Origin of the sequence: Cupriavidus basilensis, from assembly GCF_029335485.1 — a bacterium.
Lineage (GTDB): Bacteria > Pseudomonadota > Gammaproteobacteria > Burkholderiales > Burkholderiaceae > Cupriavidus > Cupriavidus basilensis_E.
In genome coordinates, this window is sequence record NZ_JARJLM010000535.1 from 1 (window position 1) to 13,359 (window position 13,359).

Below are 13,359 nucleotides of genomic sequence, written 5' to 3' on the forward strand. Positions count from 1 at the left end.
GGCCAGCACGGAGCGGCCGCCCGGCGGCAGCATTGCCTGCGCACGCGCGGACAATATGTACTGCAGGCTGCCATACCGGTCCGGCGCCAGCACCGGCATCGACAAAACCGGGCGTTTGCACCAGCCCGCATGAGCAAGGGGCCGGCGCCATTTTGGCTATCATGTTGAAAGGAGCTAGATACCAGCGGAGCCGTCGAATATGCAGAGGAAGACCTTCAGGAATATGCAGTGCCCCATTGCCCGTGGCCTGGAACGGGTGGGCGAGTGGTGGAGCATGCTGCTGATGCGCGAGGCGTTCTATGGGACGCGGCGCTTCGACGATTTCCAGAAGAACCTGGATATCGCGCCCAATATGCTGACGCGCCGCCTCGGCGCGCTGGTGGAGGAAGGGCTGCTGGAGCGCCGCCAGTATTCCGAGAAGCCGCCGCGCTATGAATATGTGCTGACCCAGTGCGGGCGCGACTTCCTGCCGGTGCTGCTGGCCATGCTGGCCTGGGGCAACAAGCATTTCGCGCCGGAAGGCACCAGCGTGGAATTGCTCGACAAGGAGACCGGCAGGCTGGTCGAGCCTGTGCTGGTGGACGGCGGCACCGGCGAGCGCTTGAGTCTCAAGCGGCACGCGGTGGTGCCCGGCCCCGCGGCGGGAGAGGGCATGCGTCGCCGGCTCGCTGCCGCTGCCGGCTTCCTGGCGGCTGCCGGAGATACACAGGCGGAGAACGAGGCGCTGGCCGCAGGCGGCGCATCGTAAGTGGCAAGGGTCGCGGTGTGCTTGCCGTCCGACCCGATGCATTCCAGGCTTAAGCTATCCAAGCGGGGAAATCATGAAGATTCTGGTCCTGGGCGCTGGCGCCATGGGCGGCTACTATGGCGGGCGCCTGATGCAGGCTGGGGCCGATGTCACGTTCCTGGTGAGGCCGCGGCGCGCCGAAGCGCTTGCCAGGGACGGCCTTGTCGTGCGCAGCGAGCTTGGCGATATCCGCTCCCCGGTGAGAACCGTGCTGGCAGAGCACGTCGGGCCGGACTACGACCTGGTCCTGCTGACATGCAAGACCTACGACCTGGGCTGCGCCATGGAAGCGCTGGATCCCGCGCTGGATGCCAGCCGCGGCAAAAGCGCGGCGATCCTGCCGCTGGTCAACGGCCTGCGCGCGTACGACACGCTGGATGCGCGCTATGGCCGGGAACGGGTGCTTGGCGGCGTCTCGTACATTGCCACCACGCTGGATCCCGCCGGCGCGGTGGTCCACCAGGGGCGGGTCGACGGGCTGATCGTAGGCGCCCGCGCGGCAGAGGCGCTGGGCCTGGCCAGCGCCTTCCATGCGCTGGCGGCCGGCACGCCCGGCACGCGCGAGCTGTCGCCGGAGATCGACCAGGCGCTGTGGAACAAATGGGTGATGATCTCGGCCGGCGCGCTGATGACCTGCCTGATGCGCGGCACGGTGGGGGAGATCGCCAGGACCGCCGACGGGCGCGCGCTGATGCGGCAGGCCATGGACGAATGCGCGGCGGTGGCCCGGCTGTCGGACCACCCCTTGCCCGAGCCGGTATTCCAGGCGATGTCCGCGCGGCTGCTGGACGAAACCTCGTCGTGGACCGCGTCGATGATGCGCGACATCGCGCAGGGCGCGCCCAGGATCGAGGCCGATGACATCGTTGGCGATATGGCACAGCGCGCCGCGCGCCTGGGGCTCGATGTGCCGCTGGTGCGCACCGCTTATTGCCACCTGCAGGTCTACGAGGCACAACGCGGCGCGGCCTAGCGCATCAGCCCCGGCAGCGCCTGAGCCGCGGGACTAAGCCCTCGGCATTCGTGCGTGCCCATCCTGGCCCGCGGCCGTCAGCAGCCTGAGTTCATCCAGCAGCTTCACCGTGGGGCCTGGCAGGATGCCTTGCCGCCGGCGAAACGCCGTCAGGGTACGCCTGCCTTCGACCCCCGGGATATCCAGCGTGTCGATCACGCCAGCCTTTCTTTCGGCAACATACATCGGCTCCGCCATCCAGCTCAGAAAGCCCGAGCGCGCCACGAGACTCTTCAGCACGGTGATCGAGCGCGTCTCCACGGCGATGCCGGGCAGCCCCAGGCCATGCGACTCGAACACCTCGCGCATGTGCTCGTACGGGCCCGTGCCCCTTGGCGGGATGGCCCATTGCGCGCCGGCCGTGTCGGACAGGCGCAGGTCTTTCTTTCGCCGCAAGGGATGATCCAGAGGCGCCACGACGTAGCTGCTGTCCTCCCAGCGGCAGTCGGGGATCGCCGTTATCTCGTCGGTATCGGGAATGGCCATGCTGAGCGCCAGGTCGATCTCGTGCTTGACCAAGGCATCGGCCAGCCGGTCCCAGACGCCTTCGATGATCTCCACGCGCAGGTTGGGCCATTTGCGCAGTACGCTGCCGACCGCCATCGGCAGCACCAGGCTTGCGATGCTGCCGACCGCGCCGACCTTGATGGTGCCCTTCGCCAGCCCGCGCATGGCATCGATTTCCTCCCGCGCATGATCGGCTTCGCGCTGCAGCAGCGTGGCATGGGGAAGCAGGGCGCTGCCGATGGCGGTCAGTTGCATGCCTTTCGTATGCCGTTCGAAAAGCGGGGCGCCGATTTCATCCTCCAGGCGCTTGATGGTTCGGCTAAGTGCCGGCTGTGTCACGTGCAAGGTGTCGGCCGCACGGCCCAGGCTGCCGCTGGCGGCGATGGTCGTAAAAGCCTTTAACTGGCGGAGATCGAAAGTCATGCCTGAACGTAATGGCTTTTCGCTAAAAAGGCAATATTAAAACAAGGATGTGGATTCCATACTCTGCCCATCGACATGGCGCGAGCGCGCCATGCAGCAAAAAAATACGAAGGGGACCTTTGCATGACCGGTAGTCCAAAACCCGTCACGGTGCGCGATGCCGTGATCGACCTGCTCCGCAAGCTCGGCATGACCTCGGTGTTCGCCAATCCCGGCTCCACCGAGTTGCCGATGTTCCGCGATTTTCCGAGCGATTTCCGCTATGTGCTGGGCCTGCAGGAGGCCGTGGTGGTCGGCATGGCCGACGGCTATGCGCAGGCGAGCCGCAATGCCTCGCTGGTGAACCTGCATTCGGCGGCGGGCGTCGGCAATGCCATGGGCAATATCTTCACCGCCTACAAGAACCGCACGCCGATGGTCATCACCGCCGGCCAGCAGGCCCGTTCCATCCTGCCGTTCGACCCCTTCCTGTCCTCCGCGCAGGCCGCCGAGCTGCCCAAGCCCTACGTCAAATGGAGCATCGAGCCGGCGCGCGCCGAGGACGTGCCGCTGGCCATCGCGCGTGCCTACCACATGGCGATGCAGGAGCCGCGCGGCCCGGTGCTCGTTTCCATTCCGGTGGACGACTGGGACCGGCCGGCCGAACTGGTGACGCCGCGCGCGGTCAGCTATGAGGTGCGCCCCGAGCCCGTGGCGCTGGAACAGGTGGGCGCAGCCCTCGATGCGTGCGAGCGGCCGGCCTTCGTCGTCGGCGCGGCGGTCGACCGGGCCGGCGCCTGGGACCAGGTGGTGGCGCTGGCGGAGCGGCACAGCGCGCGCGTCTTCGTTGCGCCGATGTCCGGACGCTGCGGCTTTCCCGAGGACCACAGGCTGTTCGCCGGCTTCCTGCCGGCCATGCGCGAGAAGATCGTGACCCTGCTCGGCGGGCACGACCTGATCCTGGTCCTCGGCGCCCCGGCGTTTACGTATCACGTCGAGGGCAGCGGCCCGCACGTGCCTGCCGGCGCCGCCCTCTACCAGCTGACCGACGATGCCGCCACGGCCGCCTGGACACCGGTGGGCGCGTCGGTGGTCGGCAATCTCCGTCTTGGCGTGAGCGACCTGCTGGCCCGCCGCGCGCCGCCTGTGCGCCCGCTGCCCGCGCCCCGTACGCCCCGTCCGGTCGCCGTGCCGGCGTGGCCCATGTCCACCGCCTTCGTCCTGCAGACGCTGGCCGGCTTGCGCGCTGCCGGCGACATCGTGGTGGAAGAGGCGCCCAGCGCGCGCCCGGTGATGCAGGGCTACCTGCCCATGACGCGCAGCGGCACCTTCTACACGATGGACAGCGGCGGGCTCGGCTACGGCATGCCCGCGGCGGTGGGCGTGGCGCTGGCCAGGCCGGGCACGCGCGTGATCGGCCTGATCGGCGATGGCTCGAGCATGTACTCGATCCAGGCGATCTGGAGCGCGGTGCAGCTCAAGCTGCCGCTCACCTTCGTGATCCTGAACAACGCACGCTATGCCGCGCTGCAGGATTTCGCGCCGGAGTTCGGGTTTGCCGATACCGACCCCGTGCAGGGCACCGATCTGCCGGGCATCGATTTCGTGTCGCTGGCCAAGGGCCTCGGCTGCCCCGGCGTGCGCGTCAGCGAGGCAGCGGCGCTGCGCGATGCGCTGTCGGCGGCGCTGCGCTCGGCGACGCCGGTACTGCTCGAGGTCGAGGTGGAATAAGCTTGCCGCCTGGCAGGCCATTGCCAATGCGGCCTGCCCGACCGGACATTCAAAGCACACACAGGAGAAGAGCAATGACGGCAATTTCCATGCTGATCGGCGGCGAGCAGTGCCAGGCAAGCAATGGGGCGACGTTCGAGCGCCGCAATCCGCTGGACGGCCAGGTGGCAACGCGGGCACCGGCGGGCACACCGGCGGACGCGCGCGCGGCAGTGGATGCCGCCGCCGCCGCGTTCGACGCGTGGTCCGCCACCGGGCCGAGCGAGCGGCGTGCGCTGCTGTCCAGGGCGGCCGACGCGCTGGAAGCCAGGCAGGCAGCCTTTGCCGCCGCGATGGCGGCCGAAACCGGAGCGTCCGCGATCTGGGCGGGATTCAATGTCCACCTCGCCGCCGGCGGGCTGCGCGAGGCCGCCGCGCTGGTCACGCAGATCAGCGGCGAAGTCATTCCCTCGGACGTGCCGGGCAGCCTGGCCATGGGGATCCGGCAACCCGCCGGCGTCGTGCTCGGCATCGCGCCGTGGAACGCGCCGGTCATCCTCGCGGTGCGCGCTATCGCTTTGCCTCTCGCCTGCGGCAACACGGTGGTACTGAAGGGCTCGGAGCTTTGCCCGGCCACGCACGGCCTGATCATCGAGGCCATGCAGGAAGCCGGCTTGCCGAGGGGCGTGGTGAACTTCGTCACCAATGCGCCGGCCGACGCGGGCGCGGTGGTGGAGGCCATGATCGCCCATCCCGCGGTACGGCGCGTCAATTTCACCGGATCGACCCGGGTCGGCAAGATCATCGCGGCCAGCTGCGCGAAACATCTGAAGCCGGCCGTGCTGGAACTGGGCGGCAAGGCACCGCTGGTGGTGCTGGACGACGCGGATATCGGCGCGGCGGTGGAGGCCGCGGCATTCGGCGCCTTCGCCAACTCCGGCCAGATCTGCATGTCGACCGAGCGCATCATCGTCGACGAACAGATCGCCGATGCCTTCGTCGCGCAGCTTGCCGCGAAGGCGTCGGCGCTGCCCCTGGGCGATCCGCGCAATGGCCCGGTGGTACTGGGTTCGGTGGTCGATATGAGCACCGTCGAGCGCTGCAATGCCCTTATCGACGACGCCATCGCCAAGGGAGCACGGCTCGTATGCGGCGGCAAGGCGGACAGCACCCTGATGCCGGCCACCTTGCTCGATCACGTCACCACGGATATGGATATCTACGCGGAGGAATCCTTCGGCCCCGTCAAGGGCATCGTCAGGGTCAAGGGCGAGGCGGCGGCCATCGCCTGCGCCAACGATAACGAGTACGGCTTGTCGGCCGCCGTGTTCAGCCGTGACCTGGCGCGTGCGATGCAGGTGGCGAGGCGGATCGAATCCGGCATCTGCCATATCAACGGGCCCACCGTGCACGACGAGGCGCAGATGCCGTTCGGCGGCGTGAAGGGCAGCGGTTTCGGCCGTTTCGGCGGCAAGGCGGGCATCGCCGAGTTCACCGAACTGCGCTGGATCACCGTACAGACCACGCCGCGCCACTATCCGTTCTAGACACTGGCCGTCACGCGTCCGGCGGCAGGCCACCTGCCGCCGGACGGGGTCCCCGAAGTCCGCGCCAAGGCGCTGAAGCGAGGCACGATGAAGATTGCAATCCTGGGAGCTGGGGCCATGGGCTCGCTGTTTGGCGCACGCCTGGCCGAGGCCGGGCAGGCGGTGACCCTGCTCGATATCGATGATGCGCATCTTGGCGCCATCCGCAGCCACGGCCTGCGCCTGCAGACGGCGGCGCCGGACCGGTGGGTCACGAATCTGGCGGTGAGCCGTCCCGAACAGGCCGGCGCGCAGCCGGACCTGATCATCGTCTTTACCAAGTCCATGCACACCCGGGCCGCCCTGACCAGCCTGCGGCACGCCATCGGTCCCGGTACCTACCTGCTGACGCTCCAGAACGGCCTGGGCAACGTCGAAAAACTCCGCGAGTTCGTTCCGCTGGAGCGCATCCTGGCAGGGGTCACGACCTGGCCCGCGGACCTGGTCGGGCCCGGGCATGTCCGCTCCCATGGCGAGGGTGCGATCCGCATGATGAGCGCGGACGGCACGGTGCGGCCTATCGTCGGCCAGGTGGTCGATGCGCTGGCGAACGCGGGGCTGCGCTGCATCGCCGATCCCGACGTGTGGGCCGCGATCTGGGAGAAGGTGGCGTTCAACGCGGCGTTGAACACGCTCTGCGCGGTTCTGGGGTGCACGGTCGATCAACTGGATCTGACGCCGGATGGCCGCAGGCTGGCGCTGTCCATCGCGCTCGAGGTCGTCTCGGTGGCCCGCGCGCGAGGGATCGACGCCAATCCCGCCAGCGTGGAGGCCAGCGTGATCCACGCCATAGAGAACCATCGTGGACACCAGCCCTCGATGCTGCAGGACATCCTGGCCGGCCGGCGCACGGAGATCGAAAGCATCGGCGGCGCGGTCGTCGCCGAGGCCCGCGCCGCTGGCGTGGCGGTGCCGGACACGGCATGCCTGCTGCACCTGGTTCGCCTGGCCGAGGCCCGCGCGGTCACCGGCGCCTGAGCGCAAAGCCTGATGATAGATGCCGGCGCATGCCGCCTTTGCCCGGCGAGACGGAGTTCATAGAGAGACCGGCCAGCACCGCAATCCCATCCATCAACGAAGACGCCTGCCAATGTACGGGCGTCCGCCAAACGGAGACATTGTCCATGAGATACCTCGACACAGAGGCCATTGCCACCTTGCCAGGCAGGGACACGCACGCCTCGAACCGGCTTGCCGGGCGCCCGCAAACCGCGATGGCCGCAGGCGCGGCGAAGGGGAGCCGGCATGAGCGCTAGCCTGGAAACCTCCCGCACGCACGTGGATATAGGCAACGTGCTTGACAACGGGCCCTACACCACCATGCAGAAGATCGTGGTCATGCTGGCGGCGCTATCCATCGTGATGGATGGCTTCGACGGGCAACTGATCGGCTTCGCCATCCCCGTGATCATCAAGGAGTGGGGCATCACGCGCAGCGCCTTCGCGCCGGCGGTGGCGGCGGGGCTGATCGGCATGGGGATCGGCAGCGCCTGCGCCGGCCTGTTCGCGGACCGCTTCGGCCGGCGGTGGGCGGTGATTGGCAGCGTACTGGTGTTCGGTGCCGCTACCTGCGCCATCGGCCTTGCGCCGGATACGGCGACGATCGCCGCGCTGCGCCTGATTGCGGGCCTGGGCATCGGTGGCGCCTTGCCGAGTTCCACGACCATGACCGCCGAGTTCACGCCGGCGCGGCACCGTACGCTCGCCGTGACGGCGACCATCGTCTGCGTGCCGCTTGGCGGCATGCTCGCCGGCCTGTTTGCCAGCGTGGTCCTGCCCGTCTATGGCTGGCGGGGCCTGTTCTTTATCGGGGGATCGTTGCCGCTGGCGTTTGGCGTGCTGCTGATGCTGACACTGCCGGAGTCGCCGCGCTTCCTGGCGCGCCGGCCCGCCCGCTGGCCGGAGCTGGCAGCGCTGCTTGCGCGCATGTCCCGGCCGCTTGCGCCGCAAGTCGTGTTCTCGGACGCCAGCGAACAGGCGCATGAGGGCAAGATGGGCTTCATGGCGTTGTTTGCAGAGGGTCGGGCGCGGGACACGCTGGCCATATGGTGCGCGTTCTTCATGTGCCTGCTTGCTGTGTACAGCGCCTTCAGCTGGCTTCCCACCATGCTGGCCGCGGAGGGCCTGGGCGTTGCCGTGGCCGGCTCCGGGCTGACCGCGTATAACCTGGGCGGCGTGATCGGCGCGCTGTGCTGCGCCGTCGCCATCGGCCGCTTCGGATCGCGCTGGCCGCTGCTCCTGTGCTGCGCGGGCGGCGCGCTTAGCGCACTGCTGCTCAAGGGCGTGGATGCCAACCAGAGCACCAGCGCGTTTATCTTCGGGCTGGGTGTGCACGGCATGTTCGTCAATGCCGTCCAGTCGACCATGTACGCGCTGTGCGCCTATGTCTACCCGACCAGCATACGCGCCACGGGCACGGCTTCGGCGCTGGCTTTCGGGCGGCTGGGGGCGATCCTGAGCGCGTTTGCCGGTGCGGCGGTCATTACGGCGGGCGGCGCCTCGTCCTATCTCACCATGCTCGGCTCGGCGATGGTCGTGGTCCTGGTGGCGCTGACGATGGTCAAGGGGCATATTCCGCGCCTTGGCCAACCGGCCGATGGCGCCGCCCGGACCGCGGCGCAAGCCTGAGTCCGGCACCGCCAACGCTACCGCAGGCCGGGATCGAAAATGGGGATACCCCTTGGTGTCGAGGACTACCGCCGCCTGGCGCGGCGGCGGCTGCCGCGCATCGTCTTCGACTATATCGAAGGCGGTGCGGACGACGAGTCCGGGCTCGCCCGGAATCGCCACGCGCTCGATGCGCTCTTGCTCGATCCGGCGAGGCTGACCGACGTGAGCGTGCGCAAGCAGGCGATCAGCCTGGGCGGCAAGCCCGCGGACGCGCCGCTGGTGATCGCGCCGATGGGATTGAACGGTGCCTGCCGGCCCGACGGCGACGTGGCCCTGGCCCGCGCGGCGGCGCGGGCGGGCATCCCGTTCACCCTGTCGACCGCATCCAATGTGGCGCTGGAAGACGTGGCGCGCCGCGCGGGCGGCAGGCTCTGGTTCCAGCTCTACGTCGTCCACCGCGAGCACGCCCGCGCGCTGGCGGCGGACTATGAAGCCCTGGTATTGACGACGGACGTCACGGTCAACGGCCGGCGCGAGCGCGATCTGCGCAACGGGTTCGCGGTGCCGTTCCGCCTCACGCCGCGCATCGTCCTCGATGCGTCGCTGCATCCGGCGTGGACTGTCAGGCAATTGCGGCACGGCCTGCCGACGCTGCCGAACGTGGAGGCCGGCCCGGGCGGCGACGCCAGCGTCCAGGCCGCGTTGCTGCAACGCCGCATGGATGCAGGTTTCTGCTGGGACGACTTCGCGGCCTTGCGGGACGCATGGCCGCGCCGCCTGTATGTCAAAGGCGTACTGAACGCGCGGGATGCGGCGCGCTGCATGGCGCTTGGCGCGGACGGCGTGATCGCGTCGAACCACGGCGGGCGGCAACTGGCGGACCTGCCCGCGCCGGTGGACGTCCTGCCCGGGATCCGGGCGGCCATCGGCGAGGCCACGCTGATGGTCGACAGCGGCTTTCGCAACGGCCGCGACGTGGTCAAGGCGCTGGCGCGCGGCGCCAATGCGGTGATGCTCGGGCGGGCGGTGCTCTACGGCCTGGCCGCGCGGGGCGAGGCTGGCGTGGACGACGTCCTGGCGATGTTCAAGGCCGATATAGACCGGACGCTGGCGCTGATCGGCTGCCCCGATGTGGCGCTGCTGGGCGCGCGGCTGCACGGTTGATCCCGCCGCCTGGCGGGGGCGTTCAGGCGTCGAAGGGGTCGCTCGCGACAATCGTATCGTCCCGCTCGGGGCTGGTGGTGACGATCGAAACCGGAACGCCAGCCTGCGCCTCCACAAAACGGATGAATGCGAGCGCTTCCGGCGGGAGCGCGGCGAGCGACCGGGTGCCCCGTGTCGGCCGCGACCAGCCCGCCAGTTGCTCATAGACGGGGACGGCGCTTTGCTGCGCGGCCAGGCCCGGCGGCGCAAAGTCGAAGAAGCGGCCGTCTATTTCATAGCCGACGCAGACCTGGACGCACTCGAACCCGTCCAGGATATCGAGCTTCGTCAGCGCCAGCGTATCGATGCCAGCCACCTTCACGCTTTGCCGGAGCTGGGCGGCATCCAGCCAGCCGCAGCGGCGCGGCCGCCCGGTGTTCACGCCGAACTCGTGCCCGCGCTCCCTGAGCAGGTTCCCTGGCCCGCCGTGGATCTCGGTGGGAAACGGGCCTTCTCCCACGCGGGTCGCATACGCCTTGGTCACGCCGACCACATGGCCGACCCTCGAGGGCGCGATACCGGTACCGCTGGCGGCGCCGGCCGGCACCGTGCTCGACGAGGTGACATAGGGATAGCTGCCCCAGTCGATGTCGAGCATGACGGCCTGCGATCCTTCGAAGAGGGTCCGCTTTCCCGCTGCATGGGCCATGTCCAGTTGCTGCCAGACGCTGCCGGCAAAGCGCAGGATGGCGGGCGCGATGTCGAGAAGGCGTTGCAGCATGCCGTCTTTCGACAGGGTGTCGAGGCCCAGTCCGCGGAACCAGGCGTTATGGTGCTGAAGCAGCGCATCCAGCTTGTCGGACAGTACGTCGGGCTCAGCCAGGTCGCAAACGCGGAGTCCTCTTCGGCCCACCTTATCTTCATACGCTGGCCCGATGCCGCGCAGCGTGGTACCGATCGGCTGGCGGCGCAGTGTCTCCTGCGCGGCGTCGATGGCGCGATGAACGGGCAGGACCAGCGTCGCCGTCTCCGCGATCATCAGATTGTCCGGCGTCACGGCGACACCCAGCGCGGCCATGCGCTCGATCTCGGCCAGCAGTGCCTCGGGGTCCAGGGCCACGCCGTTTCCGATCAATCCCATCTTCCCGCGCACCACGCCGCTCGGCAGCAGGGCCAGCTTATAGGTCTTGCCATCGACCACCAGCGTGTGGCCCGCATTGTGTCCGCCGTTGTAGCGCGCGACGACATCGGCCTTTTCCGCGAGCCAATCGACGATGCGCCCCTTTCCTTCGTCGCCCCACTGGGCACCCACGACCACGACGTTCGGCATATCAATACCTCAGGTGAGATTTCTAGACGGATTGAAACGAGCGAGCTCGTGTTCGTGGGGAAATATAGGGCGTATCCCAGCCAATGAATATCGATTTATACTGAGGCTGAATGTCAGAAAAACTCACACGAAAGTTCGACGATGACACGCCGGCTTCCTCCCCTGAACTCGCTGAAGGCCTTCGAGGCCGCAGCACGGCTCGAAAGCGTTTCCGCCGCGGCGGACGAGCTTTGCGTCACGCACGGGGCCGTGAGCCGCCATGTGCAGCAGCTGGAGCACTGGCTTGGGCACCTGCTGTTCGTCCGCCATAACCGGAAGGTGGTACTGACGCCGCAGGGCCGCGCCTATCTGTCGGAGATCAGCGCCGCGTTCGACCGGATCGCGCTGGCCACCAGCGAGCAGATGCAGGCAAGGCGGCAACAGATCCTCCGCGTGAATGCCCCCACCACGTTCTCCCTGCGCTGGCTCCTGCCCAGGCTCTCCTCGTTCCAGCTCGCCAACCCGGCCATAGAGATCCGGCTGACGACGTCCAACGAGCCCATCGGAAAAATCCGCGAGGAGGTCGATATGTGGATTCGCGGCGGTCCGCAGGATGTCGAGGGCTATGCCGCACGCGAGTTTCTCTCGGAAGTCCGGCTGCCGGTATGCTCCCCCCGCGTCTTGAAGGCGGAGCCGCTGCGCAATCCGCGCGATCTTGCCCGCCACACGCTGCTGCATGCGGCGACGTATCCGACCATGTGGTCCGAATGGCTGGCTGCCAGCGGCAACACCAGGCTCAAGCCAAGGAACACGCTGACGCTCGAGCACTTCTACCTGACCCTCCAGGCCGCACTCGATGGCCTGGGCGTTGCGATGGGACCGGTGGCATTGGTGGCGGACGACGTAGCGGAAGGGCGCCTTGTCTTCCCGTTCGACGGTCCCGTGCTGCCGCCCTGGCGCTATTTCACCTATGTGGCGAAGCACCGGAGCGGGGATGACGCCATCCGTGTGTTCCAGGCGTGGCTGTCGGCGGCCAGCAGGTTCGATGTCGAGCAGGGCCGTTGAAGGGCTCCCGGGGACATGCTGTCGTGCGATCACGAAGCCCATAGCCGCCGGCGTATCGAAGATGGCGGGCGCGCCAAGACAGCATGAAGGCCACCTGCCGGACGCACGGCGCGTCTATCGACATGCGGAAACCTTCGTTCCGTCCGCTCTGCCTGGCTGTGGACAATGACAGATCACCGATGCGTGCCGGCCATTGCCGCGCTGCATCGCTTCCATCCGCGGATCCAATCACCATGCCAAGACTCCTGCCTCGCCTCCTCGCCGCCGGGCTCCTGCTCGGCGCCGCCATCCCCGTGCTGGCCGACACGGCCATCCTCAATGCCGGCTATGACGTCACCCGCGAGCTGTACCGCGAGATCAATCCCGGCTTCGTCGCCAGCTGGAAGCAGGCAAGCGGCGAGACGGTCGTTGTCAACCAGTCGCATGGCGGATCGAGCAAGCAGGCGCGCTCGGTGGCGGATGGCCTGGAGGCGGACGTGGTGACCATGAACCAGGAGACCGATATCGACATCCTGGTGCAGCGCGGCGTGGTGGCGCAGGACTGGAAAAAGCGCTTGCCGGACAATGCCGCGCCGTACTACTCCACCATCGTGTTCCTGGTGCGCAAGGGCAATCCCAAGCGCATCCTGGACTGGGAAGACCTGGGCCGCCCGGGCGTACAGGTGATCGTTCCCAATCCCAAGACCTCGGGCAACGGGCGCTACACCTACCTGGCGGCATGGGGCGCGGCCATCCGCAAGGGCGGCAGCGAGGCGCAGGCGCGCGAGGCGGTGGGCCGGCTGTTCCGCAACGTGCCGGTGCTCGATACCGGCGGCCGCGGCGCCACCACCAGCTTTACGCAGCGCCAGCTTGGCGATGTGCTGGCTACCTTCGAGAGCGAGGTGCACCAGATCCGCAAGGAGCTGGGCGACAGCTTCGAGGTGGTGTACCCGGGCCAGTCGATCATCGCGGAAGCGCCGGTGGCCGTGGTCGACAAGGTGGTGGACAAGCGCGGCACGCGCAAGGTGGCGACGGCCTACCTGCAATACCTCTGGTCCGATGCCGGGCAGGACGTAATCGCCCGCCAGTTCTACCGGCCCCGCTCGGCAGCGGTGCTGAAGGCCCATGCGGCGCAGTTCCGCCCGATCCAGCTGTTCTCGGTGAGCGATGTGTTCGGCAGCTGGGCGCAAGCGCAGAGCCGCCACTTTGCCGATGGCGGCGAGTTCGACAAGATCTACCAGAGCCGTTT

Annotated in this window: 11 protein-coding genes; 9 read left to right on the forward strand and 2 right to left on the reverse strand. The window is 68.1% G+C overall.

Annotation, left to right across the window (positions count from 1 at the left end):
• The first annotated feature begins 199 nt into the window (after positions 1-199).
• Together P3W85_RS33275 and P3W85_RS33280 are read left to right on the forward strand one after the other, a co-directional pair.
• The gene (locus P3W85_RS33275; protein ID WP_017225111.1) at positions 200-748 is read left to right on the forward strand and encodes a winged helix-turn-helix transcriptional regulator; all 549 of its coding nucleotides are present in this window, start codon (positions 200-202) and stop codon (positions 746-748) included.
• Positions 749-821: 73 nt separating this feature from the next.
• A complete protein-coding gene (locus tag P3W85_RS33280) occupies positions 822-1,760 on the forward strand; it encodes a 2-dehydropantoate 2-reductase (RefSeq protein ID WP_276267885.1) in 939 nt (312 codons plus the stop codon).
• Positions 1,761-1,793: 33 nt separating this feature from the next.
• Here P3W85_RS33280 and P3W85_RS33285 read toward each other — a convergent pair whose 3' ends face one another.
• The gene (locus tag P3W85_RS33285) at positions 1,794-2,729 is read right to left on the reverse strand and encodes a LysR family transcriptional regulator (protein WP_276267886.1); all 936 of its coding nucleotides are present in this window, start codon (positions 2,727-2,729) and stop codon (positions 1,794-1,796) included.
• A gap of 123 nt (positions 2,730-2,852) precedes the next feature.
• Between P3W85_RS33285 and mdlC the strand changes: the two genes are divergently transcribed.
• The 5 genes from mdlC (at position 2,853) to P3W85_RS33310 (ending at position 9,778) form a co-directional block, all read left to right on the forward strand.
• A complete protein-coding gene (gene mdlC, locus P3W85_RS33290; RefSeq protein WP_276267887.1) occupies positions 2,853-4,439 on the forward strand; it encodes a benzoylformate decarboxylase in 1,587 nt (528 codons plus the stop codon).
• A gap of 74 nt (positions 4,440-4,513) precedes the next feature.
• Positions 4,514-5,965: an aldehyde dehydrogenase gene (locus tag P3W85_RS33295; protein WP_276267889.1), complete on the forward strand. Its 1,452-nt coding sequence runs from the start codon at positions 4,514-4,516 to the stop codon at positions 5,963-5,965.
• A gap of 87 nt (positions 5,966-6,052) precedes the next feature.
• Entirely contained in the window at positions 6,053-6,982 is a 930-nt protein-coding gene (locus P3W85_RS33300) for a ketopantoate reductase family protein (protein WP_276267890.1), read from the forward strand.
• A gap of 267 nt (positions 6,983-7,249) precedes the next feature.
• On the forward strand, positions 7,250-8,632 hold the full coding sequence (locus P3W85_RS33305) for an MFS transporter (protein ID WP_276267891.1): 1,383 nt from the start codon (positions 7,250-7,252) through the stop codon (positions 8,630-8,632).
• Positions 8,633-8,671: 39 nt separating this feature from the next.
• Complete coding sequence (locus tag P3W85_RS33310; protein WP_276267892.1) at positions 8,672-9,778, forward strand: alpha-hydroxy-acid oxidizing protein; 1,107 nt, start codon at positions 8,672-8,674, stop codon at positions 9,776-9,778.
• A 22-nt stretch (positions 9,779-9,800) separates the two neighbouring features.
• Here P3W85_RS33310 and P3W85_RS33315 read toward each other — a convergent pair whose 3' ends face one another.
• Positions 9,801-11,087, reverse strand: a complete 1,287-nt coding sequence (locus P3W85_RS33315) for an adenylosuccinate synthase (protein WP_276267893.1) — start codon at positions 11,085-11,087, stop codon at positions 9,801-9,803.
• Positions 11,088-11,228: 141 nt separating this feature from the next.
• Between P3W85_RS33315 and gcvA the strand changes: the two genes are divergently transcribed.
• Together gcvA and P3W85_RS33325 are read left to right on the forward strand one after the other, a co-directional pair.
• Positions 11,229-12,131 (forward strand): transcriptional regulator GcvA, encoded by a 903-nt coding sequence (gene gcvA, locus P3W85_RS33320; protein WP_276267894.1) that lies wholly within the window; start codon positions 11,229-11,231, stop codon positions 12,129-12,131.
• Between the two features lie 233 nt (positions 12,132-12,364).
• Positions 12,365-13,359 (forward strand): sulfate ABC transporter substrate-binding protein (locus P3W85_RS33325; protein WP_276267895.1); only part of this gene is annotated, 995 nt, incomplete at its 3' end.